Source organism: Streptomyces sp. NPDC049541 (assembly GCF_044465725.1).
Lineage (GTDB): Bacteria > Actinomycetota > Actinomycetes > Streptomycetales > Streptomycetaceae > Streptomyces.
Genome location: NZ_JBITLY010000001.1, coordinates 1316245 through 1340443 on the forward strand (window position 1 = coordinate 1316245; position 24199 = coordinate 1340443).

A 24199-nucleotide genomic window follows, 5' to 3' on the forward strand; every position below is an offset into this window, starting at 1 on the left:
AGCTGTGGTGAGGACAGGGTCCCCGAGACCGGCCGTTTCCGCGACCGGACGGGACCGGATGCGCGGATCGGCTCACGCAGGCCGACGACGGCGTCGTACGTTGGCGGGATGACCGACTCTCCCGCCGACCTCGTCATCACCGGCTGCACCGTCCTCGTGCACGACGACCAGGAACGGGTCGGGTTCGAGGAGGACGCCGCCGTCGTCGTACGGGACGGGGTCGTCGAGGCGGTGACGGCCGCCTCCGCGGTCGAGCACCTCGCCGCGGCCGAGCGCATCGACGGACGCGGCCAGGTCGCCATGCCCGGCCTGATCAACTGCCACACACACGCGCCGATGGTCGCACTGCGCGGTGTCGCCGAGGACCTGCCCACCGAGGAGTGGTTCAACGACGTCGTCTGGCCCGTCGAGTCCAACCTCACCGAAAGGCATGTGGAGCTGGGGGCGCGGCTCGCCTGCGCCGAGATGATCCGCGGCGGCGTCACCTGCTTCGCGGACCACTACTTCGCCATGGACGCGGTCGCCGCCGTGGTCGAGGAGTGCGGGATCCGGGCCCACCTGGGCGAGGCGTACTTCTCCTCCCAAGGTCCCCAAGGCCGGGAGAAATCCCTGGAGTTCGCGCTACGGCACCGGGGTGGCGCCGGCGGCCGCATCACCACCGCGCTCGCCCCGCACGCGCCCTACACCGTGGACGACGCGGACCTCGCCGCCACCGCCGAACTCGCCCGCGCACACGGCCTGCCCGTCCACATCCACGCCGCCGAGAACCGCGACCAGACCGACGTCAGCCTCGAACGCCACGGCGCCACCCCCGTCGAGATCCTGCGGCGCACCGGCATCCTCGACACCGACGTCCTCATCGCGCACGGCACCGGCATCACCGAGCGCGACCTGCCCGTGCTCCAAGGTGCTACCGGCCGCGTGTCGGTGGCCACCGCGCCCCGCGGTTACCTCAAGTTCGCGTGGCCCACCACCACCCCGATCCGCGCCCTGTACGACATCGGGGTCCCCGTCGGCCTCGCCACGGACGGCGCCGCCTCCAACAACTCCCTCGACGTGTGGGAGTCGATGGCGCTCACCGCCCTCATCCAGAAGCAGACCACAGGCGACCCACGCTGGCTGACCGCCCGTCAAGCTCTGCACCACGCAACCCTGCAGAGCGCCCGAGCGGTCGGCCTCGGCCACACTCTCGGTACCCTCGCCCCCGGCCGGCGCGCGGACCTCGTGCTCGTCGACCTCACCGGCCCGCACACCCAGCCGGTCCACGACCTCGCCGCCACCCTCGTGCACAGCGCCCGCTCCTCCGACGTACGCACGACCATCGTCGACGGACGGGTACTGATGCGCGACCGTGAGCTGCTGACCCTCGATGTCCCCGCGGTCGTAGGGGAGTTGGGGGAGCGGATGCCCGCACTGCTCGACCGTGGCCATGGCCGCCGGATCCAGGATTACAAGACCTGAAAATCGGCCCAGGAGAAGCGCTTTGCCGCCAACCATGGGTGATCGAACAGTCATGCCAAGTGGTTTCACGCTACACAGGAAGGCCGGGACGTACTCATCTCACGGGAGGCCGGCCGGTGGAGCTCACGATCGATGTGGCGGTGCTGCTCGCTGTCGTCATCTTCCTGCGGGCACGGCGCAAGCCGCTGGCCCGCACCCGTTCCGACGCCTGGCTGACCGTGTTTCTCGCCCTGACCTTCGGCGTGCTGATCGCCCCGACCACCTTCGGCCAGGGCGTCTTCCACGTCGTCGGTCAACTCGCCCAGGGGATAACGCAGTCGGCCCCCAACCCGTGAGCCCCCGCGCCCTACGCTGCTCCCATGGACCCCGCCGACGGCCTCCTCGACCACCCCTACGACGTCTACCGGCGGCTGCGCGAGACCGCGCCCGTGCACCGCATCGCCGGACCGGACGGCACTCCCGCCTGGCTCGTCACCCGCTACGACGACGTACGCGCGGCCCTTGCCGACCCGCGGCTCTCGCTCGACAAACGGCACGCCACCGCGGGCACGTACAAGGGGTTCTCGCTGCCGTCGGCGCTCGACGCCAACCTCCTCAACATGGACCCGCCCGACCACACCCGTGTGCGCCGCCTGGTCGGCCGGGCCTTCACCACGCGGCGCGTCGAGCAACTCCGTACGCCGATCCGCCGCACCGCCGACCGGCTCCTCGACGCGCTCGGCCCGCACGGCACCGCCGACCTGATCGCCGCCTACGCGGCGCCGCTGCCCATCACCGTCATCTGCGACCTGCTCGGCATCCCGGACGAGCACCGCTTCGACTTCCGGATCTGGACCGACACCCTCGTCGCCCCGGCCCCGGACGCCGGGCCCGAGGCCGCCAAGGAGGCGGTGGTGGCGATGCTCGGCTACTTCACCAGGCTCCTCGCGGACAAGCGGAGCGAGCCCGCCGACGACCTGCTCTCCGATCTGATCGCCGTGCGCGAAGAGGGCGACCGGCTCAGCGAGGACGAGCTGATGTCCCTCGCCTTCCTCATCCTCTTCGCCGGCTACGAGAACACGGTGCAGCTCATCGGCAACGCCATCCTCGCCTTGCTGCAACACCCCGACCAACTGGTCGCCCTGCGCGAGGACCTGACCCGACTCACCGCCGCCGTCCAGGAGTTCCTGCGCTACGAGGGCCCCGCACTGCTCGCCATCCGGCGCTTCCCCGTGGCGGACGTGACCATCGGCGGGGTCACGATCCCCGCCGGGGAGACGGTCTGGGTCTCCCCGTCCGCCGCCGACCGCGACCCCGCCCGCTTCCCCCACCCCGACCGACTCGACCTGGCCCGCGACACCTCCGGTCACCTCGCCCTCGGCCACGGCATCCACTACTGCCTGGGTGCACCGCTCGCCCGCGCCGAGACCGAGATCGCCGTCGCCGCCCTCCTGGAGCGCTTCCCCGAACTCGCACTCGCGGACGAGGACCTGCGGTGGCGCCGCTCCCTGCGCGGCCGCGGCCTGGTCGAGCTCCAGGTGACGTATACAGAAGGGCGTCACGATTAGTGCAAAGAGTTGAACAGAAAGTAGTCGAAACCTGGCCGGGATCTTCACTAAGTGACCGGATCCTCACAGTCCGCGGTGAACGAGTGTCAACTACGTCTCAGTCCGGCAACTGGGCGAGGCGTTCGGCCCCTGGAAGGCGTTAACTCCTACAAGTACGACGCTTTCTGGAGGTGCAGGATGGTGAACGGGCGAACAGTGCTCGAACGCTTTCCCGCGGGCGGGCCGCGGGGATCGTGGCCGGCCGAGGAGTTCGCGCATGCGCGGCGCCTGGAGGGGCTGGCCGCCGAGGTCGTCATGGACCTGGCGACGGACGCGTTTCTCGTGGTCGTCCGCGGCGAGGCGACCGCCGACGCGGTCGCCTGACCGCTCCGCAGCGGCGCCGGCTCAACCGGCCTTCGGTACCGGCGCCGAGTACTGCTCGGCCTGGAGCGAGTACAGCTCCGCGTAGATACCGCCGCTCGCCAGCAGCTCGTCCGGGGTTCCGGACTCCGCCAGTCGGCCCTGGTCGAGGACGTGCACCAGGTCCGCATGGCGCACCGAAGCCAGTCGGTGGGTGATCAGTACGACGGTCTGCCCGGCCGAGGCCAGGGCGCGGATCTTCTCGAAGACCTCCAGCTCGGCCCGCGCGTCCAGGGCCGCCGTCGGCTCGTCCACGACCAGGATCCGGCCGCGCCGGTAGGCGGCCCGTGCCACGCCGAGCCGCTGCCACTGGCCGCCGGACAGCTCGTGGCCGCCGTTGAACTGGCGGGCCAGCAGGGTGTCCAGACCGCGCGGCAGATCCGCCACCACGTCCTCCGCGCCGGCCTCGGCGAGGGCCGTGGTCATGCGTTCCTCGGTCAGGGGCACGGAGGAGCGGCCGATGGCCACGTTCACGCGGGCCGTGAACGGCCAGCGCTTGAAGTCCTGGGCGACCATCGCGACCCGCTCGGCGAGCTGGTGCCGGTCCGCGGTCGCCGCGTCGACGCCGTCCCACAGGATCCGTCCGCCGTCCGGCTTGTACAGGCCCGCGAGCAGCTTGACCAGGGTCGTCTTGCCGGAGCCGTTCTCGCCGACCAGTGCCACGATCCGGCCCAGCGGGAGGGTGAGCGTGATGTCGTCGAGGGCGGGGCGGGCGGACTCGCCCGGGTAGCTGAAGGTGACGTTCTCGAAGCGGATCTCCCGCGGGTCCTCGGGCAGCGGATCGCCGCCGACCGGGATCGCCCGCTCGGCCGCCTCTACGTACAGCTTCTGCAGATCGCCCACGAACAGGGCGTCCTCGTGGAGCGAATTGACCGCCACCACCAGGTTGTCCAAGCTGGACGAGCCCGTGCGGATCGCGATCACCGCCGTACCGGCCACGGACAGCGCCATCGCACCGGCGAGCAGCAGCCCGGCGAGCGTCGCGTACGTGGCCACGCTTGCGAGGCCCGTCCAGGCCGACGCGATCACCCCGGTGCGCGCCGCAAGCCGGGCCAGCCGCGCCTGCTCGGCCTCCGCCGTCTCCGCCATGGCGCGGTAGTGCCGCAGCAGGAAGGGCCCGACCCCGTGCACCCGGATCTCGGGCGCGGCGGCCGGTTCGGTGAGCAGGCCGCTGAGCAGATAGCCGGCCCGGGCGTGCTGCACCCAGGTGTGCCAGGACTGGTAGCGCCGCCGGGCGTTCGTCAGCGCGCTCCACGCCGTCGGCAGCGTCATCGTCGCCAGCAGCGGGAGCAGGACGGGGTGCAGTACGGTCAGCACGCCCGCCGCCGCGATCAGTGAGATCAGCGCGCTCACCACGCGCGTGGAGTACGAGATCATCCGCCGCGCCGAACCGGCGCCGTACTGCGCGGTGTCCAGCAGCTTGTGGAAGGCGTGGTCCTCGATCGCGGCCAGTTCCACGGCCGCGGCCCGTTCCAGATACAGCTCGGTCGCGACCCGCTCCACCTTGGGTTCCAGGCGTCCGGTCGCGTACGTCGACGCGCCCCGCAGCAGCGCCCCGAGCAGCGCCACGGCGGCCATCGCGGCCAGCACCGGTACGGCGTCGCGCAGCCGGTCCCCGATCGCGCCGCCGGAGATCAGCCGCCCCAGCACGCTGTTCATGGCGAGCAGGCCCACCGCCTGGGCCACGCCCCGACCCGCCTCGGCCGCCAGCACGATCCGCGCCGCCCGCCGGTCGGCCTGCCAGGCGAGCCGGAAGCTGGAGCCCAGCAGGGCCGGCAGCCGCGTCACCATGGCCCGGAAGCTCAGCTCCATGAACGCGTCCCGGTGCTGGTTCCAGCCCAGGTCGTAGCGCAACGGCCCGCCGAAGAGCAGCTGTTCCGACTCGGAGACCTCGGGCGGGGCCTCGCCGCGCTTCTTCTCCCGCCTGCCCGAGCCCTGTGATGTTCCGCGCCCGTCCGAGCCCTGTGATTCCGCCACCGTCGGCCTCCCCCGATCCACGTCGACGAACGGCCACTATCGCCGGACCGGACCCTGCGGGGGAGAGCGCGTGGCGCGGCTGGGCGAGCGCGCGGGCGTACGCCCGGCAAGGGCGCGATGTTTACGCAACCACGAGGGTCATGCGGCGGCCGGCCGCGACCACGTCGGCGGCGTCCCCGTCACCCGGCACAGCGCCAGATACAGCGGGATCGGTGGGGTGTACGGGAGTGTGCCGGCCGGCCGGTGGATGAGGTCGGGGACCGCCGGGGCGTCCGGAACTAGCGCCCCGGCGGCGTACTGCGCGGGCGTCGGCCACTGAAGTGCGTAGTCGGAGTCGGACGGGACGAGCCACCACCAGTGCAGCGCGTCGGCGTACACGCACCCCACGCGCGGCAGCCGGGACAGCACCAGCGGGCCGAAGCGGGCCGGCACCTCCACGGCGTCACAGCCCATCGGGGCCGTCATGCCGTCCGGCACCGGCAGCCGCCGGGACCTGCCCGGCGTGCGCACTCCGCGCCCGAGACGGACCAGCGTGTCCAGGCTCAGCACCCCGCCGCCGGACGCAGCGCTCACCGCCATGCGGCCCCCGTCCCGTGCTGCCCGTGGTGTGCGTCCCCACCGCGTGGTGCGGCCGCCTCGTCCTCGTCACCCGAACCACCGGCCGGGCCCGGCTTGGGACGGGCTCCCCAGCCCAGGTCGCTACAGGGCCCGCAGTCATGTCGGGGCGTGTCGGCCTTGCGCGGCAGCTCCGCCCAGACCAGCAGCCCAGGACCGTGCTCATGGGCGCCCCATGCGTCGCACAGCGCGTCGATGAGGAGCAGCCCCCTCCCGTGCTCCTCCTCGGGCCGCGCCCGCGACGCATGGGGCGCACCCGGGGAGCAGCCCTCGTCATGCACGGCTATGCGCACCAACTCGTCGCCGTCGTGCAGCTCGCAGACGATGTGACTGCTCGCCGTGTGCACAAGGGCGTTGGTGACCAGCTCGGAGATGACCAGAGCCGCGGTGTCGCAGATGTCCTCGCACACCGACCAGACGTTCAGCCGGGCCCTCGTCAGGCGTCTGGCCTGCGCGGGAGAAGCCGGGTGCGCGGTCAGCTCGAAGCGGAACCGGCGCTCGGCGATGGCCCCCGCGTGGCGTGCACCGAGGCTGTGGGGGCGGCCTTCGGCGGCGTCTGTTCCTAAGGGCGCGGACGGAATCACGCTTGCCACTATCGCCCCGGCGTGAACACTTGGCAAGTGTCACTCTGAAAATTGCAGAGTGCCTGTGACGGTGTGGCAGGCCGTGGCACACTGCTCGCAACAGCACGTCACGCGGCGCCACTTGGGATCGACGGAGACCCGTACGAAACCGTACAGATCTTCGAATAGGTCTTCGAATGGCGCCGTATGGCTGTCAGCATGCTTTTTTGGACTTTCAGCGGCCACGGGAGGTGGAGGGTGAGCGAACCGCGGTCCGCGCCGACGGTCGGTCAAGTCGTCCTCGGCCGCCGCCTGTTGGAGCTGCGGGAGCACGCCGGCCTCAAGCGCGAGGAGGCCGCCCGCATCCTCCGGGTCGCCCCCGCCACCGTCCGCCGCATGGAGACGGCCGAGGTCTCCCTCAAAATCCCGTACCTCCAGCTGCTCCTGAAGTCCTACGGCGTCTCGGACGAGGAGACCGAGGACTTCGTGCGGCTGGCCGAGGAGGCCAACAGGCCCGGCTGGTGGCAGCGGTTCCACGACATCCTGCCCGGCTGGTTCTCCATGTACGTCAGCCTGGAGGGCGCCGCGAGCCTCATCCGCTCCTACGACCCCCACTTCGTTCCCGGTCTGCTGCAGACCGAGGACTACGCCCGCGGAGTCCTGCGCTCGGGTGCGATCGGCCAGACCAGCCCCGAGGACATCGAGCGCCATGTCGCCCTGCGCATACAACGCCAGGAACTGCTCACCCGCCAGGACGCGCCCCGCTTCTGGGCCGTCCTGGACGAGACCGCGCTGCGCCGCCCGGTCGGCGGCCCGGAGGTGATGCGTGCCCAGATCGACAGACTGCTCGAGGCCACGAAGCTGCCCAACGTGACCGTGCAGGTCGCGCCCTTCGCGGGCGGCCCGCACCCCGGTACGTACGGGCCCTTCGTGCTGTTCCGATTTGCCATGTCAGAACTGCCGGACATGGTCTACAGCGAGTACCTGACCGGCGCCGTCTACCTCGACGCGCGCCCCGAGGTGGCGACCCACCTCGAGGTCATGGACCGCATGGCGGCACAGGCCGCTACGGCACATCGCACGAAGGAGATCCTCGAGGATCTCCGCAAGGAGCTGTGAATGGATCGCATCAAGGCGCGGGGCCACGTCTACAACGGCATGCCCGCACGGGAGTTGGGCAGCGAGGGCTGGCTCAAGCCGTGGAGCGGCGGCAACGGCGGCAACTGCCTGGAGGCGATGAAGCTGGCCGACGGCCGGATCGCCGTCCGCCAGTCCACCGACCCGGACGGGCCCGCGCTGATCTACACCACCGACGAGATGACGGCGTTCATCGAGGGCGCCAAGGCGGGGGAGGCGGACTTCCTGTTGTCGTGACGTGTTGGTCCGGCGCCTGCTAGGACCCTTGATCAACTGCCAGTCCTGATGGTGAACCAAGTCTTGATTGTGAACTGATGGGTCATCAATTAATGGTTGAGATCGACACCAGCAAGCCGCATACCGCCCGGATGTACGACTGGTGCCTCGGCGGCAAGGACAACTACCCGGTGGACCGCGGTACGGGGCGGTGGGGGCGCAAGCCCTGACCCCGGCGGTCACCGGGAGGCGCGAGGAGGCTCGTCCGCCTCCGGCGGCAGCACCCGGCACAGTGCCTCCAACGCCGCCCCGTACGCATGCTCGGAGGGCGTCGCGTACCCCACGACCAGGCCGTCCCGGGCCGCCATGTCCGCTGCCGGGTGACGGAATGCGGCCAGTCCGTCCAGGGCGACGCCCTGCCAGTCGGCGGCCTTGACGGCGGACCGTTCCGTGCCGGGCGGCAGCCGCAGCACCGCATGCAGGCCCGCCGCCACCCCGGTGACCTCGATGTGCGGTGCGTGCGCGGCGAGCGCCGCGACGAGGCGGTCACGGCGGCTGCGGTACCGCTGCCGCATGCGCCGCACATGACGGTCGTACGAGCCGGAGACGATGAAGTCGGCAAGGCTCAGCTGGTCGAGGACGCTCGCCCACGCCTCGCGCTCGCCCTTGGCCGCGAGCACACCGTCCACATACCGCCCGGGCAGCACCATCCAGCCCAGCCGCACGGCCGGCGACAGGCTCTTGCTCACCGAGCCGAGCAGGATCACCCGCTCGGGGTCGAGCCCCTGGACCGCCCCGACGGGCCTGCGGTCGTAACGGAACTCCCCGTCGTAGTCGTCCTCCACCACCACCCCGCCACGCGCGCGTGCCCAGTCCACCACCGCTGCCCGGCGCTCCGCGTGCAGTGGTCCGCCGGTGGGGAACTGGTGCGCGGGCGTGAGCAGAACGGCCCGCTCCCGCGCCAGCCGGTCCACCCGCGCGCCCTGTTCGTCCAGGGGCAGGGGTACGGTCCGCACGCCCGCGGCCGCCAGCAGCTCCCGGTGGAACGGCAGCCCGTACGCCTCCACGGCCAGCGGCCCGGCGAGGACCCGGTCCCGGCCGCCGAAGAGCAGCCGCAGCCCGTGCGCGAAACCGGAGCAGATCACGATCCGGTCCGGCTCGGTGCGCACACCACGCGCGCGTGCCAGATACTCCGTGAGCGCCTCCCGGAGCTCGATCCGGCCGGCGGGATCACCGGGGCCGAACACCTCGTTGGGCGCCTGTTGCAATGCCCGCCGATAGGACGCCAGCCAGGCCGCACGCGGGAAAGCGGACGCGTCCGGGGTGCCCTGGCGCAGATCGTGGCGCGGGCCACGCGCGCGTGGAGGTGCCTTTCGGGGCGTCCGCGCGGCCTGCCGCAGCGGTTCGGCGCGGTCTGCCACCCGGGTGCCCGAGCCCTGCCGGGCGCTCAGCCAGCCTTCGGCGACCAGTTCCGCATACGCGTCGGCCACCGTGTTGCGGGCGACACCGAGGTCGGCGGCGAGCGAGCGGTACGGCGGCAGCCGGGTGCCGGGAGCAAGCCGCCCCTCCCGCACGGCCTCGCGCAGCGCCCCGATGAGCGCGGCCCGCCGCCCACCCGCCTCGACCAGCTCCAGATGCAGGTCGGCCCCGATCTGCTCAGCGGAATTGACCCACGAATTCGCCATGGAAATGCACCCTACAGCCGGTCTTTCAGGCCCATAGGTTGGACACATGACGACGAACACGACGCACATCACGACGACGGCCCGCCTGGACTTCGCGAAGTCCGCCCCGAAGGTCTTCCGCGCCCTCATCGGTTTCGACGCCGCCGCCCGTGAGGGACTCGACCCGGCCCTCGTCGAACTGATCCAGATCCGGGCCTCGCACCTCAACCACTGCGCGTACTGCCTGCACATGCACACCAATGACGCCCGCAAGGCCGGCGAGAGCGAGGACCGGCTGCACATGGTCGCCGTCTGGCGCGAGGCCCGCCACTTCTTCACCGAGCGGGAACAGGCCGCTCTCGCCCTGACCGAGGCGGTGACACTGGTGGCCGACGGCGGCGTCCCGGACGAGGTCTACGCGCAGGCCGCGGCCCAGTTCGACGAGCAGGAACTGGCCCACGTCCTCGCCCTGATCCTCACCATCAACACCTGGAACCGGGTGGCCCTCTCGACGGGCAAGGTGGCGGGGACGGACGAGCGGCGCCGCTAGGGCCTGCCGTTTGGATCAGCCGGGCGTCGCGGGGCCTGGCACGCCCCCCACTGCCTCAAGGGTGTGGGGGGACCCCCATTGTCCCGCTCGGGGGCAGCCGGCAAGCGCCGTCAGCTACAGCCGACCTGATCCGAACGACAGGCTCCTGCCGGACCGACGGTTGCTACACCGTCATCGGACGGTCGTACGGCCCGATGGGCGCCGGCAGCCGCGAACTCCCCGTCAGATAACGGTCGACGGCCGCCGCCACCGCCCGCCCCTCCGCGATCGCCCACACGATCAGCGACTGGCCGCGTGCGGCGTCCCCGGCCGCGAACACACCGGGCACATTCGTCGCGAACCCCGCATCCCGGGTGATCGTCCCGCGTGGCTCCATCGCCAGCCCCAGCTGGTCCACGAGGCCGTCCTCCCGGTCGGGCCCGGAGAAGCCGAGCGCGAGCAGCACGAGGTCGGCGGGGAGCGTCCGCCCGGTGCCGGGCCGTGGACGCCGGGCCGCGTCCACCTCGACCAGGTGCAGCGACCGCACATGCCCGCTCTCGTCGCCGGTGAAGCGGAGCGTGGACGCCGCGAACAGCCGGGCGTCCGCGTCCGCCGCCGGCGCCGTCTCCAGATCCCGGGCCTCCTCGTGGGCGGCCGACAACCGGTAGATCTTCGGGTACGTCGGCCAGGGTTCGGCGTCCTCGTCGCGCGTGGCGCCGGGCTGGGCGTAGATGTCCAACTGCGTGACGGACGCGGCCCCTTCGCGCACCGCGGTCCCCAGACAGTCCGCCCCGGTGTCACCGCCGCCGACGATGACGACGTGCTTCCCGGCGGCGGACATCGGGGAGCTCTCCAAGTCCCCCTCGCACACCCGGTTGGCCAGCGGCAGATACTCCATCGCCTGCTGTATCCCTGCCAACTCCCGTCCGGGTACGGGCAGTTCACGCCAGGCGGTCGCCCCCGTCGCGATCACCACGGCGTCGTACCGGGCCCGCAGCTCCGTCGCCCCGACGTCCCGCCCGACCGCCGTCGACGTACGGAACTTGGTCCCCTCGGCCCGCATCTGCTCCAGCCGCCGGTCCAGATGGTGCTTCTCCATCTTGAACTCGGGAATGCCGTACCGCATCAGCCCGCCGAGCCGGTCGTCCTTCTCGTACACGGCGACCGTGTGCCCGGCCCGTGTCAGCTGCTGGGCCGCGGCCAGCCCGGTCGGCCCGGACCCGATCACCGCGACGGTCCGCCCGGACAGCCGGTCCGGCGGCCGCGGCGGCGCGAACCCCAGCTCCCAGGCCTGGTCCGCGATGGCGGCCTCGACGTTCTTGATCGTGACCGCGGGCTGGTTGATGGCGAGCACGCACCCCGCCTCGCACGGCGCGGGACACAACCGCCCGGTGAACTCGGGGAAGTTGTTCGTGGCATGCAGCCGGTCGGCCGCCTGCCGCCAGTCGTCCCGGCTGACCAGGTCGTTCCACTCGGGTATCAGATTCCCGAGCGGACATGCGTCGTGGCAGAACGGTATGCCGCAGTCCATGCAGCGGTCCGCCTGCTTGTTGATGATGGGCAGCAGCGCCCCGGGGACGTAGACCTCGTCCCAGTCCTGGACCCGTTCCGCTACCGGGCGGCGGGGCCAGTCCTGGCGAGGCGTGGTCATGAATCCCTTGGGATCGGCCATGGCCGTCTTCCTTGCCTACGCGTACGACGAGCCGTGCGTCATCGGGCGGCACTCTTTCGGCCACGATACGACTCCCGGGCCCCGTGCGCAGGGGAGATGGACAGCGCTTTCCGCCCTGCCTCCCGTCCTGCCCTTCCGCTCAGGTCAGCGCCAGCACGTACGCCACCGCAGAACCGGCCGAGGCGACCATCCGCACGTGGTTCCAGAACGTCCACTCGCGTATGTACGACGGCCAGTACGCGGCGGCTTCCGGGGTGCCCGGATCCAGCTTGGCCAGTATGTCGTTGCGCGGCACGTTCGCGACCATGGTCACCCCGAACGAGCCGAACAGATACAGCGCGCTGCCCACCAGCAGCTCCGCCCTCCCGTCCTCCGGCCACAGCACGAACGTCACCACGGCGAGCACCGCGCACAGCACCGCCGACCCCACGAACACCAGCATGAACGCCGGCATCACCGCGGTCGCATTGATCGCGTTCATCGCGGCCACGCCCTGCGCGGGAGGCAGCGCGGCGAGCCCCCTCATCACAAACGTCGAGAAACCGCAGAACACCCCGGCCACCAGACCGGTCCCGAGCACACCCAGCACCGTCAGCCAGAAATACGGTCCAGCGATCATGTCGTCAACTCCCGCGTAGAGCCGAGATCTTCCCCGGCACCTCCCGTCACCCCAAGTGAATTCCCGTACGAGCACAGTGACCATGGCCGAGGGACGCGGCCACATACGCGAGCGTCCAGGCGCGATCCGGCGACTGCGGGTCGCGACGCGGGTTGGCCGGCTGCTGTCGGAGTCGCCGCTTGCGGCGCGGGTCGGCTGGCTGGCGTGGGAGCCGGTCGTGGTGGCGGCGTGAGCGGGCTGGCTGCCGCCGGATTTGATCGCGACTTCGGTGTCGACCGGCTGGCTGCCGTTGCAGCCGCTGCTTGCGGTGCCGGTGGGCTGGCTGGCGTGGGAGTCGGTCGTGGTGGCGGCGTCAGCGGGCTGGCTGCCGTTGGAGCTGATCGTGGTGGCGGTGTCGAGGGGCTGGTTGCTGTCGGAGCCGCTGCTTGCGGTGCCGGTGGGCTGGTTGGCGCGGGAGTCGGTCGTGGTGGCGGCGCCAGCGGGCTGGCTGCCGTTGGGGCTGATCGTGGTGGCGGTGTCGAGGGGCTGGTTGCTGTCGGAGCCGCTGCTTGCGGTGCCGGTGGGCTGGCTGGCGCGGGAGTCGGTCGTGGTGGCGGCGCCAGCGGACCGGCTGCCGTTGGAGCTGATCGCGGTCGCGGCGCGGGTCGGCTGGCTGCCGTCGCAGTCGCCGCTTGCGGTGCCGGTGGGCTGGCTGGCGCGGGAGTCGGTCGTGGTGGCGGCGCCAGCGGGCTGGCTGCCGTTGGAGCTGATCGCGGTCGCGGCGCGGGTCGGCTGGCTGCCGTCGCAGTCGCCGCTTGCAGTGTCGGTCGGCTGGATGCCGCGGGAGCTGATCGTGGTCGCGACGCCAGCGGACCGGCTGCCGTCGGAGCCGATCGCGACCTCGGCGCCGACGGGTCGGCTGCCGCCCGATCTGCCTTCGGCAGGGGCCCCGTGCCTGTAGCCGACGCCTCGGTGCGTCTTGCAGAACGGTCCCGGCCTGTCACCGGCCCACCCGAGCCTCTCGCCAGCACGCCCGGCTCTTTCGTCAAGGGGCCTCGGCCATTCGGTAACCGAGTCCGGTTCTTCATCAAGGAACCCCCGTGTTGCGTCAATGGCCTCGCCTTTCGCCAACCGACCCGGGCCTTCTGCCGACGGCCCCGGATTTTGTGAATCGACCCGCTCTGTCGCTGGCGGGCCTTGGCCTTTCGTGGCGCGACTGCGGCCCTGCCGTCAATGGGTCTCGTCCTTTCGTCAACCGGGCCCGGTTCCTCGCCAACGAAACCCCGTCTTGCGCCAATGGCCCTGCCTGTCATCAATTGACCTGGTTCTTTTGCCGATGGCCCCCTCCCTTCGTGAGTCGTCCTCGGCCTTGTCGCCATGGGCCTCGCCCTTTCGTGGGCGACCGCGGCCTGTCACGCACGGACCTTGGCCTTTGCCAATGGACCGCGGCCTGTCGCCGATGGGCTTCGACCTTTCTGGACCTGACCGGGGGCCTTCCTCAGCGGATCCGCCTTTCCGGCCTTGCGCCTGCGGGCCCCGTACTCGCGCGCCCACGGCCCCCGGCCTTTCGCCACCCATCCCGCGTCACGCCGGCACCCGCCCCCGCGTCAACCGACCCCCGCCCCTCCCGAGCGCCACCCCCGCAGCACCGTCTCCACCGCCGCCCCTATCCGTCGACGGGCCTCGTGCCGTGGTACCCCGCTCATCAGCAGCTGGTCGTACGGCGTGTCCATGTGCCGTACGGAGGCCGCGACCGCCGAGACCACCGCCGTCTCGGACAGTGCCCGCCCCGCCGCGCTCCGGCCCACCCGCCCGCTGCCCCGCACCGACGCATGCGCCGCGATCGCCCGGGCCCGCTCCGCCGGGCACCCGGGAAACAGTCGTCGTATCTCCGCCGCGAACGCCTCCGTGAACCGCAGGTCCTCCGCGATCCGCCGCCGGGCGTCCCGCACCCGGCGCCGCCGCCGCGCCTCCGCGTCCGCCAGGCACCGCTCCTCTGCCCGGGCGAGCCCCGCCTCCTCGACCAGGACGCCCTGCCGCTCGTACCGCGCTTTGCGCCGGTTGAAGCGCACCACGACCGCCGACAGCGCACTCTCCTCCCGCGACCGCCGGGTCAGCGCGGTGTCGCCGCGCGGCAGGAACACCAGATGCCCGAGGTCGGCACAGTCGAGACACCGCGGTGCGCCCTCCTCGAGCACAAGCAGCGGCAACGGCCCCGCATGACACTCCCCGCAGTGCCGTCTCTTGATCGGCTGGAAGACGACAATCCCGGTGCGGTGCGCAGGAGTTGCAAGACGTGCCATAGGTGTTTCCTTCCCCCCGAGGGCACGGCGGACTACCGCGAAATCACGCCCACTGCACCCCCGCCCTCCACCCCTCTTCCACGCCGCCCCCTCTTGGGCGCGAGGCGTACCCCGGCCGACGGCTGACGCATCATGGGCGATGTGCGACTCGAAGCGATCACCTGGGACCGGCTCGGCGACCTCCTGGCCGAGCGACTGCTCGACCTCAAGCCCACCGACGGCAGCCCCTGGCCCCGCATCGCCTTCGACGGAGCCCCGGCGGCCCACCCGCGAGACCTCGCCGAACGCGTCGCCGAAGCCCTGCGGGTACGCGGCCGCCCCTCGCTGACCGTCGGCGCGGAGGGCTTTCTGCGACCCGCCTCCGTCCGTCTCGAGTACGGCCACCACGACGTCGACGCCTATTACGACGGCTGGTTGGACACCGGCGCCCTGTGGCGCGAGGTGTTCGGCCCCCTCGAACCCGACGGCGACGGACGCGTCCTGCCCGACCTGTGGGACCCGGTCACCGACCGCGCCACCCGCAGCCCCTACACCCAACTCCCGCGCGGCGGCTTCCTGTTGCTGCACGGCCCCCTCCTGCTGCGTCACTGGTTCCCCTTCGACCTCACTGTCCATGTCCTCCTCTCACCCGCCGCCCTCCGCCGCCGCACCCCCGAGGCCGACCACTGGACACTCCCCGCCTTCCAGCGCTACGCGGACGAGACCGACCCGGCGGGCATGGCCGACGTCCTGGTGCGAGCCGACGACCCGCGCCATCCGGCCTGGAGGGGTTGAACCACCGAGGGGTTGATCGGCAAACCCCTTTTACATGCATGCGCATGTAGTTACTGTGGTCCCATGACGACCTCCTCGAGTGATCCCGTCCCCTTCACCGACTCCGTCCGCACCCTCCTCGACGGCAAGAACTTCGCCAGCGTCGCCACCCTCGGCCCCGACGGCGCCCCGCAGAACTCAGTGGTCTGGATCAAGCGGGAGGGCGACACCGTGCTCTTCTCCTCCACCGACGGGCGCCAGAAGGTGCGCAACCTCCGCCGCGACCCCCGCATCAGCCTCTCGGTCTTCGATCTCGCCGACCCCTACACCTCGGTCGAGATCCGCGGCACCGCCGAGATCCTCCCCGACGAGGGCAAGCGGCTCCCGTACGAGCTCTCGCACAAGTACCTCGGCATCGACCCGCCCGGCGAGAAGGACGACGAGGTCCGCGTGATCATCCGCATCGTCCCGCGGAAGATCGTGGGTTTCTCGGCCTGAGGCTTCTGGGCGGCGTCTGCCGGCCGCCCGTCACCGCCTGGTTCCGGGTGCAGGTGCCGGGCCGCGCGGCGACAATGTAGGGCGCCGGGACTAGCGGTGCCTCCCCGCACCGCGCCGGCCGTCCGGCACCGGGAGGTACTCCATGACCACCGCCGGAGACATCATGCACCGTGGCGCCCAGTGGATCCCCGCCCACGAGACACTGGACCGCGCGGCCCAGCTGATGCGCGAACTGAACGTCGGAGCCCTGCCCATCAGCGACCAGAACGAACGGCTCTGCGGCATCCTCACCGACCGCGACATCGTCATCGGCTGCGTGGCCATGGGCCACGACCCGGCCAAGGTCACCGCCGGCGAGATGGCCCACGGCACCCCCCGCTGGATCGACGCGAACGCCGACGTCAGTGACGTGCTCCGGGAGATGCAGGACCACCAGATCCGCCGGCTCCCCGTCATCGAGAACAAGCGGCTGGTCGGCATGATCAGCGAGGCCGATGTGGCCCGGCATCTGACGGAGGAGCAGATCGCCGACTTCGCCCACAGCGTGTACGCGCGGAGCACGACGCGCTGACCCGCCCGACGGAGCGCCTCACAGCCAGCCGCTGCGCCGGAAACCGCGGTACAGCACCAGGCACGCCACCGCCATCACGCCTATGACCAGGGGGTAGCCGAAACTCCAGTGCAGCTCCGGCATGTAATCGAAGTTCATGCCGTACACACCGCAGACCATCGTCGGTACGGCGATCACCGCGGCCCAGGCCGTGATCTTCCGCATGTCCTCGTTCTGCGCGACCGTGACCTGCGCGAGATGGGCCTGCAGGATCGAGTTGAGCAGTTCGTCGAAGGAGGCGATCTGCTCCTTCGCCCGCATGACATGGTCGAGGACGTCCCTGAAGTAAGCCTGTATCTCCGGGTCGACCACGCGGATGGGCCGGGTCGCCAGGTCCTCGACGGGGCGGCCGAGGGGGACCACGGCCCGCTTCAGCTCGAGGAGTTCACGCTTGAGCTGGTAGATCCGGCCGGGGTCGGCCCGCGCGCCGTTCTCCGCGAACACGTCCATCTCCACCTGGTCGATGTCCGCCTGCACCGAGTCGGTGACGAGCAGATAGTCGTCGACCACATGGTCCGCGATCGCGTGCAGCACCGCGGCCGGCCCCTTCGCGAGTTGCTGCGGGTCGGCCTCCAGTCCCTCGCGCAGCGGCCCCAGCGAACCATGCATCCCGTGCCGGACCGTGATGACGAAGTCCTCGCCGACGAACACCATGATCTCGCCGGTGTTCACCACCTCGCTGGTCGCCGTCAGCTCCTCGTGCTCGACGTAGCAGACCGTCTTGAACACCGCGAACAGCGTCTCGCCGTACCGCTCCAGCTTCGGGCGCTGATGGGCCTCGATCGCGTCCTCGACCGCCAGCGGATGCAGATCGAAGAGCTCGGCGATGCCGGCGAACTCCTGGTCGGTCGGCTCGTGCAGACCCAGCCACACAAACCCGTCGCCCTTTTTCCGCACCCGCTCCACGGCGTCGACCAGATCACTCCCTCCGGGCACCCGCACGCCGTCCCGGTACGTCACGCAGTTCACCACCGAGGAGCCCAGCGGGGACCGGGCCGGGTGACTCAGGTCGACGCGTGGCCGACGCCTTGCCAGCCGTGCCACCTTGCGCAGGCCGCCCACCCCGCTGAGGTGGGTGACCTTGCGCAGATTCCCTGCCATGGACATATGGATCTCCTTGCGTGGATCTCCGGGCTCGATGCGCGGTTCGCGGTTCGCCCCCGTGGTGAGCCGCTTGTCTGTGCCTTGGCGCGCCAGTGTGCCAGGTCTGTGTAAGGGGTGGGTGAGCCTGTGGGAACAGGGCATTCCGTTTGGTTCCCGCCTGTGGACGAAGGGGTTGGCCCACGGAACGTCTGCCCGGCTTGCGGGAGGTGACTCGTCGCCGCTTCCCGCAAGCCGGGCAACTGGGATGATCGCGTCATGAACCGATCCGACGGCTATCTGCTCGACAACCGGCAGACCGAGGCGGCAGAGCGCTTCGACGCCTTCGCCTCCCTCTTCGACCCCACCACCTTCCGGCACCTCGAAAGGCTCGGCCTCGCCTCCGGCTGGCGCTGCTGGGAGGTCGGCGCGGGCGGCACCTCGGTGGTGTCCTGGCTGGCCGAGAAGGTCGGCCCGACCGGGCAGATCGTCGCCACCGACATCGACACGTCGCTGCTCGCCTCCGTGGCCCGCCCACCGGTGGACGTGCGCGTCCACGACGTGGGCGCCGAGGAACCGCCGGGCGAGGGCTTCGACCTGGTGCACGCCCGGCTCGTCCTTGTCCATGTGCCGGACCGCGAACGGGCGTTGCGGTCGATGATCAAGGCCCTGCGGCCCGGCGGCCGGCTCCTGATCGAGGATGCCGACCCCGCCCTGCAGCCCCTGGTCTGCCCCGACGAGCACGGCCCCGAGCAACGACTCGCCAACCGTCTGCGGCACGGCTTCCGGCAGCTGCTCGCCGACCGTGGCGCCGACCTCTCCTACGGCCGCCGCCTGCCACGCCTGCTCCGCGAGGCCGGCCTGCACGGCGTCGAAGCCGATGCGTACTTCCCGCTCACCTCCCCGGCCTGCGCCGCCCTGGAGTCGGCCACGATCCGCCAGATCCGCGGCACCCTCGTCACCGCGAACCTCGCCACGAACGAGGACATCGACCGCCACCTGGCGAACATCGAGGCCGGTGGCATGGACCTGGCCACGGCCCCGATGATCTCGGCATGGGGGAGCAAGGCGTAGTCCCTCGAGCGGGAGCTCCGACACCCTTGCGGCCAGAAGGAGGCGGTACCAGCCTGAAGGACATGACGGACAACACGCCACGTCTCGACCATGTCGTCCTGTGGGTACACGACCCTGTCGCCTCGGCGGACTTCTACGAGAAGGCGGTCGGGCTTCGCCCCCTGAGGATCACCGAGTTCTCCGCGGGGAAGGCGTCGTTCCCGTCGGTACGGCTCAACGACGAGACCATCCTCGACCTCATGCCCCACTCCATGGCGGAGCACATGAAGATGCTCCCCGGTGCCGCCGACAGCGCGGGCCACCCCGTCAACCACGTCTGCCTGGCCCTGCCCGGCGACGACTTCGACGCCCTGCACGGCCGCCTCCAGGAACGCGCCGTACCCGTCTCCGAGTTCTCCTACGACTCCTACGGCGCCCGCGGAAAGGCCAGGCGCAGCTTCTACTTCCGCGACCCGGACGGGAACGTCTTCGAGGCCCGGCACTACGACTAGCGAGGTGCCCTGGGTCCAGCGGGGTGCCCACGCGCGCATGGCACCCCATCGGCATGGGGGAGTCTGCTACCGCCTCCGCGTCCCGCCACCCTGCGCACGCCCCCGGAGCCCGGGTCTCAGAACAGCGGCTCGGGCAGTACCCCCTCCAACGCGAGGAGTTTGCGCTTGGTCTCCAGACCGCCCCCGAACCCGCCGATGCCCCCGTCGCTCTCCACCACCCGGTGGCAGGGCACGACGACCGGCAGCGGATTGGAGCCCATGGCCATTCCCACCGCCTGGGCCGCGCCCGGCTGACCCACCCGGCCGGCCAGGTCGCCGTACCCCACGACCGCGCCGTAGGGCACCCCCGTGGCCAGTTCGCGCAGAACCTGCCGGTTGAAGCCCGAGATCAGCGACCAGTCCAGCGGCAGCTCGAAGTCCCGCCGCTCGCCCGCGAAGTACGCCTCGACCTGCCGTATCGCCTCGGCCAGCAGGGGCGAGCCGGGTGCCTCGACGGGCTCGCGGCCCAGCCGGGACGCCAGCCGCTCGAGCGCCCTGTCACGCACCGCGTCCGTGGCGTGGAACACGACGTTGACCAGGCCCTCGCCGGTCGCGGCCAGTAGCAGCGGACCGATCCCGGTACCGACCACCGCCCACACGACCTGCTGTTCGTACTGCCCATCGCTGTCCATGCGCCCACCGTACGACCCGCCACTGACAACGCCCCGACACCGGAGCTCAGGGCTCCTGCAGTGCGGCCCGGACCACGTCGGGCTCGTTGGTGATGATGCCGTCCACGCCGTACCGGGTGATCTGCCGGGCGGTGTCCGCATCGTTCACGGTCCATGTGAAGACGCTGAGCGGCTTGCCGTGGGGTCCCGTGAACGCGTGCACAGCGGCGACGTAAGCCATCGAGACGGAGCCGACGGAGGGATTGATCCCGTCGGTGAAGCGCGCGTAGGCGGGCAGGTCCGAGAACTGCGGTGTACCGAGGAAGCTGGTCCTGACGGCCGGCTTCAGGTCGTGGACGATCCGCAGGCTGTCCGCGCTGAAGCTCTGCACGATCAGCCGGTCGGCCAGGTGCTGCGGGTCGAGCCAGCCGTCGTTGCCGAGCACCTTCAGGGTCTGCTGTTCGATGCCCGGATACAGCTCGGGATTCTTGATCTCCAGCAGCAGCTTCTGGTGGTTGTGCTCGACCCGGCGCATGTACTCGTCCAGCGTCGGCACGCGCGCGCCCGCATAGCGGCGGCCGAACCAGCTCCCCGCGTCGAGGCGCGCGATCTCGGCCGCGGTGAAGTCCTTCACCTCCCAGGACGTCCGGCAGGGGAAGACCTCCTCGACGTCGGTCGTGCGCTGCAGGCTGTCGTCGTGGATGACGACGAGCTCACCGTCCTTGGTGCGCTGGACATCGTTCTCCACCCAGGCGATGCCCAGCCGGGCCGCCTTGTCGATGGAGGCCAGGGTGTTCTCGGGCGCGTAGGCGGACGCCCCCCGGTGCCCGATGACCAGCGGCCGTGCGTCGACGTCGCCGGCCCGCGCGGCGGAGCCGGGCAGCAGCAGGCCGGCGGTCCCCAGGAGCGCGGTGGTGAAGGCGGCGACTGCGCGCGCGTGCATGCGTACTCCTCGCGTCGTGTGAACACGGACAGCTCAACTGTGACAGCAGAGCGTCAACGACGGTGGCGTACAGAACGACCACACATTGAACGGAGTCGCCCAAGTCCGCTCACTGGGGCCGCACAACTGGGGCAACGACGTGTTTCTTTGCCGGAAAATCGTTCGACCATTCTGGTGGGGGTCATACTCTCTGCCTCAACCCTGACCGCTCGGGCGGTGCTGGGAGGGGGCGCATTTCAGGGAATTCCGGGACGTAAGAGGGCGGGAAGGGCAGCCGCGCATGCAAGGCACGGTCGACGGATTCAGCTACGGACTCGTCACACCGGTGGTGGCCTATCTCATGGCCTCCCTCGGTGGCGCCCTGGGGCTGCGCTGCACGACCAGATCCATGCTCGTCGCCCACTCCTGGCGGCCCGGCTGGCTGGCCCTCGGGTCGGCGGCCATCGGCTCCGGCATATGGACCATGCACTTCGTCGCGATGATGGGGTTCACGGTCAAGCAGGCGCCGATCCACTACGACAAGCCGATCACGTTCGCCAGCCTCGGTGTCGCCATTGTCATGGTGGGTATCGGGATCTTCATCGTCGGTTACAAGGGCACGAAGGGAACGGCCCTGTTCACCGGGGGCACGATCACCGGCCTGGGAATCGCCTCGATGCACTATCTGGGCATGGCCGGAATGCGCCTGAACGGACGGCTGGAATACAACACGGCGACCGTCGCCGCCTCCGTCGTCATCGCGATGGTGGCCGCAACCGCCGCCCTGTGGGCGGCCGGACAGGTCAGGGGCTTCCTGTGGAGCGTGGGCGCGAGCCTCGTCATGGGACTCGCCGTCAGCGGCATGCACTACACGGGCATGGCGGCCCTCAGCGTCCACCTCCACGACACGGCGGCCACGGCCGCCGGGGACTCACCGGCCGCACTGCTGTGGCCCATGCTGGTGGGCCCGCTCGCCTTTCTCCTGCTCGCCGCCGTGGTCGTGATGTTCGACCCGCTGATGGTCATGGGCAAGCCCGCCCTGAGCCCCGCCGAGAGCAAGCCGGGCGTCCCGGCCCACCCGGCCGTCCATCACCAGGCCCACCGCCCCCCGCTCCGCCCCGCCCGGCAGCCGGGCCGACGCAGCTACCGCACCCCGCAAAACCGCTGATCGGCCCGCGTTGTCAGTGCCGGGTCGTACGGTTGATTCCATGCGGCCCGTTTCCAACATCGAACGCACGGTGGCGCCCTTCGAGGTCGTCAGCCCCTATCAGCCCAGCGGCGACCAGCCGCAGGCCATCGCCGAGCTCGCCCGGCGCATCGAAGCAGGCGAGAAGGACGTCGTCCTGCTGGGCGCGACCGGCACCGGCAAGTCCGCCACCACCGCGTGGATGATCGAGAAGCTTCAGCGCCCCACCCTGGTGATGGCGCCGAACAAGACCCTGGCCGCCCAGCTGGCGAACGAATTCCGCGAGCTGCTGCCGAACAACGCGGTCGAGTACTTCGTCTCGTACTACGACTACTACCAGCCCGAGGCCTACGTCCCGCAGTCGGACACCTACATCGAGAAGGACTCCTCGATCAACGAGGAGGTCGAGCGCCTGCGCCACTCCGCGACGAACTCGCTGCTCACCCGCCGGGACGTCGTCGTGGTCGCCTCGGTCTCCTGCATCTACGGCCTCGGCACGCCGCAGGAGTACGTGGACCGCATGGTCCCCCTGAAAGTCGGCGACGAGATCGACCGCGACCAGCTGCTGCGCCGCTTCGTCGACATCCAGTACACACGCAACGACCTGGCCTTCACCCGGGGCACCTTCCGGGTCCGCGGCGACACCATCGAGATCTTCCCGGTATACGAGGAACTCGCCGTCCGCATCGAGATGTTCGGCGACGAGATCGAGGCGCTCTCCACGCTCCACCCGGTCACCGGCGAGATCATCAGCGACGACCAGCAGCTCTACGTCTTCCCGGCCTCCCATTACGTGGCGGGACCGGAGCGCCTGGAGCGGGCCGTCAACGACATCGAGAAGGAACTCGGCGAGCGGCTGGCCGAGCTGGAGAAGCAGGGCAAACTTCTGGAGGCCCAGCGGCTGCGGATGCGCACCACGTACGACCTCGAGATGCTCCGCCAGATCGGCTCCTGCTCCGGCGTCGAGAACTACTCGATGCACTTCGACGGCCGCTCGCCCGGGTCCCCGCCGAACACCCTGCTCGACTACTTCCCGGACGACTTCCTCCTCGTCATCGACGAGTCACACGTCACCGTCCCGCAGATCGGCGCGATGTACGAGGGGGACGCCTCCCGCAAGCGCACCCTCGTCGACCACGGCTTCCGCCTGCCCTCCGCCCTCGACAACCGGCCGCTGAAGTGGGAGGAGTTCCAGGAGCGCATCGGGCAGACGGTCTATCTGTCGGCGACCCCGGGCAATTACGAACTCTCGCGCGCCGACGGCGCCGTGGAGCAGATCATCCGCCCCACCGGCCTGATCGACCCGGAGGTCGTGGTCAAGCCCACCGAGGGCCAGATCGACGACCTGGTGCACGAGATCCGCACCCGGACCGAGAAGGACGAGCGCGTCCTGGTCACCACCCTCACCAAGAAGATGGCCGAGGACCTCACGGACTACTTCCTGGAGCTCGGCATCCAGGTCCGCTATCTGCACAGCGACGTCGACACCCTGCGCCGCGTCGAGCTGCTGCGCGAACTGCGCTCCGGCGAGTTCGACGTCCTGGTCGGCATCAACCTGCTGCGCGAGGGCCTCGACCTGCCGGAGGTGTCCCTGGTGGCCATCCTCGACGCCGACAAGGAAGGCTTCCTGCGTTCCGGTACGTCGCTGATCCAGACCATCGGCCGCGCCGCGCGCAATGTCTCCGGCCAGGTCCACATGTACGCCGACAAGATCACCCCGGCGATGGAGAAGGCCATCGAGGAGACCAACCGCCGCCGGGAGAAGCAGGTCGCGTACAACACGGCCCACGGCATCGACCCCCAGCCGCTCCGCAAGAAGATCAACGACATCGTCGCCCAGATCGCCCGCGAGGACGTCGACACGGAGCAGCTGCTCGGCTCGGGCTACCGCAAGCTGAAGGACGGCAAGGGTGCCAAGGCACCCGTCCCCGCCCTCGGCTCCAAGGCGGCCGGTGGTGCCAAGTCCGCCAAGGGCAAGGCCAAGGAAACGGTTCCGACCGACCGTCCCGCCGCCGAACTCGCCGAGCAGATCGAGGAGATGACGGCGCGCATGCGCGCCGCCGCCGCCGACCTCCAGTTCGAGATCGCGGCGCGGCTGCGCGACGAGGTCTCCGAGATGAAGAAGGAACTGCGCCAGATGAAGGAGGCGGGCCTGGCCTGAGCACCCGCTGCCGCTGCCGGACCTCGGCCCTGCGCTCTGTGTTGCAAGACCGACACAAAGTACGGGTCGGGGTGCGGCACTCTCGGTGGCCCT

The 24199-nt window shown here is 70.6% G+C and carries 25 protein-coding genes and 1 pseudogene; 16 read left to right on the top strand and 10 right to left on the bottom strand.

Going from position 1 to position 24199, the window contains the following annotated elements; genetic code table 11:
* Positions 1-108 precede the first annotated feature (108 nt).
* The 4 genes from ACIBW9_RS06025 (at position 109) to ACIBW9_RS06040 (ending at position 3371) form a co-directional block, all read left to right on the top strand.
* Positions 109-1461 (top strand): amidohydrolase, encoded by a 1353-nt coding sequence (locus tag ACIBW9_RS06025; protein WP_398951606.1) that lies wholly within the window; start codon positions 109-111, stop codon positions 1459-1461.
* A gap of 116 nt (positions 1462-1577) precedes the next feature.
* On the top strand, positions 1578-1796 hold the full coding sequence (locus tag ACIBW9_RS06030) for a hypothetical protein (RefSeq protein ID WP_351469439.1): 219 nt from the start codon (positions 1578-1580) through the stop codon (positions 1794-1796).
* 24 nt (positions 1797-1820) lie between these two features.
* Positions 1821-3008: a cytochrome P450 gene (locus tag ACIBW9_RS06035; RefSeq protein ID WP_398951608.1), complete on the top strand. Its 1188-nt coding sequence runs from the start codon at positions 1821-1823 to the stop codon at positions 3006-3008.
* Between the two features lie 177 nt (positions 3009-3185).
* On the top strand, positions 3186-3371 hold the full coding sequence (locus tag ACIBW9_RS06040; RefSeq protein WP_398951610.1) for a hypothetical protein: 186 nt from the start codon (positions 3186-3188) through the stop codon (positions 3369-3371).
* 21 nt (positions 3372-3392) lie between these two features.
* On the opposite strand, the gene ACIBW9_RS06045 is transcribed toward ACIBW9_RS06040, so the two are convergent.
* The 3 genes from ACIBW9_RS06045 to ACIBW9_RS06055 all read right to left on the bottom strand — a co-directional run bounded on the left by ACIBW9_RS06045 (position 3393) and on the right by ACIBW9_RS06055 (position 6592).
* Positions 3393-5219: an ABC transporter ATP-binding protein gene (locus ACIBW9_RS06045; RefSeq protein ID WP_398952127.1), complete on the bottom strand. Its 1827-nt coding sequence runs from the start codon at positions 5217-5219 to the stop codon at positions 3393-3395.
* Between the two features lie 303 nt (positions 5220-5522).
* On the bottom strand, positions 5523-5963 hold the full coding sequence (locus tag ACIBW9_RS06050) for a hypothetical protein (protein ID WP_398951612.1): 441 nt from the start codon (positions 5961-5963) through the stop codon (positions 5523-5525).
* A complete protein-coding gene (locus tag ACIBW9_RS06055) occupies positions 5954-6592 on the bottom strand; it encodes an ATP-binding protein (protein WP_398951614.1) in 639 nt (212 codons plus the stop codon). Before ACIBW9_RS06055 ends, ACIBW9_RS06050 begins: the two co-directional genes overlap by 10 nt.
* 228 nt (positions 6593-6820) lie before the next feature.
* On the opposite strand from ACIBW9_RS06055, the gene ACIBW9_RS06060 reads away from it, so the two are divergent.
* The 3 genes and pseudogenes from ACIBW9_RS06060 to ACIBW9_RS06070 form a co-directional block, all read left to right on the top strand.
* Complete coding sequence (locus tag ACIBW9_RS06060; RefSeq protein ID WP_398951616.1) at positions 6821-7681, top strand: helix-turn-helix domain-containing protein; 861 nt, start codon at positions 6821-6823, stop codon at positions 7679-7681.
* Complete coding sequence (locus tag ACIBW9_RS06065; protein ID WP_344403925.1) at positions 7682-7936, top strand: DUF397 domain-containing protein; 255 nt, start codon at positions 7682-7684, stop codon at positions 7934-7936.
* 77 nt (positions 7937-8013) lie between these two features.
* Positions 8014-8127: pseudogene (locus ACIBW9_RS06070) on the top strand (SAM-dependent methyltransferase); the annotation flags it as partial.
* 27 nt (positions 8128-8154) lie between these two features.
* Here the strand turns inward: ACIBW9_RS06070 and ACIBW9_RS06075 are convergent.
* The gene (locus ACIBW9_RS06075) at positions 8155-9600 is read right to left on the bottom strand and encodes a PLP-dependent aminotransferase family protein (protein WP_398951619.1); all 1446 of its coding nucleotides are present in this window, start codon (positions 9598-9600) and stop codon (positions 8155-8157) included.
* Positions 9601-9646: 46 nt separating this feature from the next.
* Between ACIBW9_RS06075 and ACIBW9_RS06080 the strand changes: the two genes are divergently transcribed.
* Positions 9647-10129, top strand: coding sequence for a carboxymuconolactone decarboxylase family protein (locus ACIBW9_RS06080; protein ID WP_398951621.1), 483 nt, complete (start codon positions 9647-9649; stop codon positions 10127-10129).
* A gap of 163 nt (positions 10130-10292) precedes the next feature.
* Here ACIBW9_RS06080 and ACIBW9_RS06085 read toward each other — a convergent pair whose 3' ends face one another.
* Positions 10293-11780, bottom strand: a complete 1488-nt coding sequence (locus ACIBW9_RS06085) for a glutamate synthase subunit beta (RefSeq protein WP_398951623.1) — start codon at positions 11778-11780, stop codon at positions 10293-10295.
* A gap of 139 nt (positions 11781-11919) precedes the next feature.
* Positions 11920-12399 carry a DUF1772 domain-containing protein gene (locus ACIBW9_RS06090; protein WP_398951625.1) on the bottom strand — a complete coding sequence of 160 codons (480 nt, stop codon included), beginning with the start codon at positions 12397-12399 and terminating at the stop codon, positions 11920-11922.
* A gap of 268 nt (positions 12400-12667) precedes the next feature.
* Between ACIBW9_RS06090 and ACIBW9_RS06095 the strand changes: the two genes are divergently transcribed.
* Positions 12668-13339, top strand: coding sequence for a hypothetical protein (locus ACIBW9_RS06095; RefSeq protein ID WP_398951627.1), 672 nt, complete (start codon positions 12668-12670; stop codon positions 13337-13339).
* 646 nt (positions 13340-13985) lie between these two features.
* Here the strand turns inward: ACIBW9_RS06095 and ACIBW9_RS06100 are convergent.
* Complete coding sequence (locus ACIBW9_RS06100; protein WP_398951629.1) at positions 13986-14681, bottom strand: DUF2293 domain-containing protein; 696 nt, start codon at positions 14679-14681, stop codon at positions 13986-13988.
* Positions 14682-14813: 132 nt separating this feature from the next.
* Between ACIBW9_RS06100 and ACIBW9_RS06105 the strand changes: the two genes are divergently transcribed.
* From ACIBW9_RS06105 to ACIBW9_RS06115, 3 genes are all read left to right on the top strand, one after another.
* Complete coding sequence (locus tag ACIBW9_RS06105) at positions 14814-15455, top strand: uridine kinase (protein WP_398951631.1); 642 nt, start codon at positions 14814-14816, stop codon at positions 15453-15455.
* Between the two features lie 63 nt (positions 15456-15518).
* Complete coding sequence (locus tag ACIBW9_RS06110) at positions 15519-15932, top strand: PPOX class F420-dependent oxidoreductase (protein WP_398951633.1); 414 nt, start codon at positions 15519-15521, stop codon at positions 15930-15932.
* Positions 15933-16074: 142 nt separating this feature from the next.
* The gene (locus tag ACIBW9_RS06115; protein ID WP_398951635.1) at positions 16075-16503 is read left to right on the top strand and encodes a CBS domain-containing protein; all 429 of its coding nucleotides are present in this window, start codon (positions 16075-16077) and stop codon (positions 16501-16503) included.
* A gap of 18 nt (positions 16504-16521) precedes the next feature.
* On the opposite strand, the gene corA is transcribed toward ACIBW9_RS06115, so the two are convergent.
* A complete protein-coding gene (gene corA, locus ACIBW9_RS06120; protein ID WP_398951637.1) occupies positions 16522-17649 on the bottom strand; it encodes a magnesium/cobalt transporter CorA in 1128 nt (375 codons plus the stop codon).
* Positions 17650-17901: 252 nt separating this feature from the next.
* Between corA and ACIBW9_RS06125 the strand changes: the two genes are divergently transcribed.
* Both ACIBW9_RS06125 and ACIBW9_RS06130 read left to right on the top strand, forming a co-directional pair.
* Positions 17902-18696, top strand: coding sequence for a methyltransferase (locus tag ACIBW9_RS06125; RefSeq protein ID WP_398951639.1), 795 nt, complete (start codon positions 17902-17904; stop codon positions 18694-18696).
* Between the two features lie 62 nt (positions 18697-18758).
* Positions 18759-19187 (top strand): VOC family protein, encoded by a 429-nt coding sequence (locus tag ACIBW9_RS06130; RefSeq protein WP_398951641.1) that lies wholly within the window; start codon positions 18759-18761, stop codon positions 19185-19187.
* A gap of 116 nt (positions 19188-19303) precedes the next feature.
* Here the strand turns inward: ACIBW9_RS06130 and ACIBW9_RS06135 are convergent, their stop codons facing one another.
* Complete coding sequence (locus tag ACIBW9_RS06135) at positions 19304-19858, bottom strand: methylated-DNA--[protein]-cysteine S-methyltransferase (protein WP_398951643.1); 555 nt, start codon at positions 19856-19858, stop codon at positions 19304-19306.
* 46 nt (positions 19859-19904) lie between these two features.
* The gene (locus ACIBW9_RS06140) at positions 19905-20780 is read right to left on the bottom strand and encodes a glycerophosphodiester phosphodiesterase (RefSeq protein WP_398951645.1); all 876 of its coding nucleotides are present in this window, start codon (positions 20778-20780) and stop codon (positions 19905-19907) included.
* Between the two features lie 280 nt (positions 20781-21060).
* Between ACIBW9_RS06140 and ACIBW9_RS06145 the strand changes: the two genes are divergently transcribed.
* Positions 21061-21927 (top strand): MHYT domain-containing protein, encoded by an 867-nt coding sequence (locus ACIBW9_RS06145; protein ID WP_398951647.1) that lies wholly within the window; start codon positions 21061-21063, stop codon positions 21925-21927.
* Positions 21928-21967: 40 nt separating this feature from the next.
* The gene (gene uvrB / locus ACIBW9_RS06150; protein ID WP_398951649.1) at positions 21968-24106 is read left to right on the top strand and encodes an excinuclease ABC subunit UvrB; all 2139 of its coding nucleotides are present in this window, start codon (positions 21968-21970) and stop codon (positions 24104-24106) included.
* Positions 24107-24199 lie beyond the last annotated feature (93 nt).

What these genes read in the sequence shown, in the direction of transcription:
- ACIBW9_RS06135 (WP_398951643.1), bottom strand. Translation starts at nt 19,858, where the DNA reads ATGGACAGCGATGGGCAGTACGAACAGCAGGTCGTGTGGGCGGTGGTC.
- ACIBW9_RS06085 (WP_398951623.1), bottom strand. Translation starts at nt 11,780, where the DNA reads ATGGCCGATCCCAAGGGATTCATGACCACGCCTCGCCAGGACTGGCCC.
- ACIBW9_RS06065 (WP_344403925.1), top strand. Translation starts at nt 7,682, where the DNA reads ATGGATCGCATCAAGGCGCGGGGCCACGTCTACAACGGCATGCCCGCA.
- ACIBW9_RS06025 (WP_398951606.1), top strand. Translation starts at nt 109, where the DNA reads ATGACCGACTCTCCCGCCGACCTCGTCATCACCGGCTGCACCGTCCTC.
- ACIBW9_RS06130 (WP_398951641.1), top strand. Translation starts at nt 18,759, where the DNA reads ATGACGGACAACACGCCACGTCTCGACCATGTCGTCCTGTGGGTACAC.
- ACIBW9_RS06125 (WP_398951639.1), top strand. Translation starts at nt 17,902, where the DNA reads ATGAACCGATCCGACGGCTATCTGCTCGACAACCGGCAGACCGAGGCG.
- uvrB (WP_398951649.1), top strand. Translation starts at nt 21,968, where the DNA reads ATGCGGCCCGTTTCCAACATCGAACGCACGGTGGCGCCCTTCGAGGTC.
- ACIBW9_RS06045 (WP_398952127.1), bottom strand. Translation starts at nt 5,219, where the DNA reads ATGGAGCTGAGCTTCCGGGCCATGGTGACGCGGCTGCCGGCCCTGCTG.
- corA (WP_398951637.1), bottom strand. Translation starts at nt 17,649, where the DNA reads ATGTCCATGGCAGGGAATCTGCGCAAGGTCACCCACCTCAGCGGGGTG.
- ACIBW9_RS06110 (WP_398951633.1), top strand. Translation starts at nt 15,519, where the DNA reads ATGACGACCTCCTCGAGTGATCCCGTCCCCTTCACCGACTCCGTCCGC.
- ACIBW9_RS06050 (WP_398951612.1), bottom strand. Translation starts at nt 5,963, where the DNA reads ATGGCGGTGAGCGCTGCGTCCGGCGGCGGGGTGCTGAGCCTGGACACG.
- ACIBW9_RS06075 (WP_398951619.1), bottom strand. Translation starts at nt 9,600, where the DNA reads ATGGCGAATTCGTGGGTCAATTCCGCTGAGCAGATCGGGGCCGACCTG.
- ACIBW9_RS06115 (WP_398951635.1), top strand. Translation starts at nt 16,075, where the DNA reads ATGACCACCGCCGGAGACATCATGCACCGTGGCGCCCAGTGGATCCCC.
- ACIBW9_RS06145 (WP_398951647.1), top strand. Translation starts at nt 21,061, where the DNA reads ATGCAAGGCACGGTCGACGGATTCAGCTACGGACTCGTCACACCGGTG.
- ACIBW9_RS06090 (WP_398951625.1), bottom strand. Translation starts at nt 12,399, where the DNA reads ATGATCGCTGGACCGTATTTCTGGCTGACGGTGCTGGGTGTGCTCGGG.
- ACIBW9_RS06100 (WP_398951629.1), bottom strand. Translation starts at nt 14,681, where the DNA reads ATGGCACGTCTTGCAACTCCTGCGCACCGCACCGGGATTGTCGTCTTC.
- ACIBW9_RS06035 (WP_398951608.1), top strand. Translation starts at nt 1,821, where the DNA reads ATGGACCCCGCCGACGGCCTCCTCGACCACCCCTACGACGTCTACCGG.
- ACIBW9_RS06080 (WP_398951621.1), top strand. Translation starts at nt 9,647, where the DNA reads ATGACGACGAACACGACGCACATCACGACGACGGCCCGCCTGGACTTC.
- ACIBW9_RS06140 (WP_398951645.1), bottom strand. Translation starts at nt 20,780, where the DNA reads ATGCACGCGCGCGCAGTCGCCGCCTTCACCACCGCGCTCCTGGGGACC.
- ACIBW9_RS06105 (WP_398951631.1), top strand. Translation starts at nt 14,814, where the DNA reads ATGGGCGATGTGCGACTCGAAGCGATCACCTGGGACCGGCTCGGCGAC.
- ACIBW9_RS06040 (WP_398951610.1), top strand. Translation starts at nt 3,186, where the DNA reads ATGGTGAACGGGCGAACAGTGCTCGAACGCTTTCCCGCGGGCGGGCCG.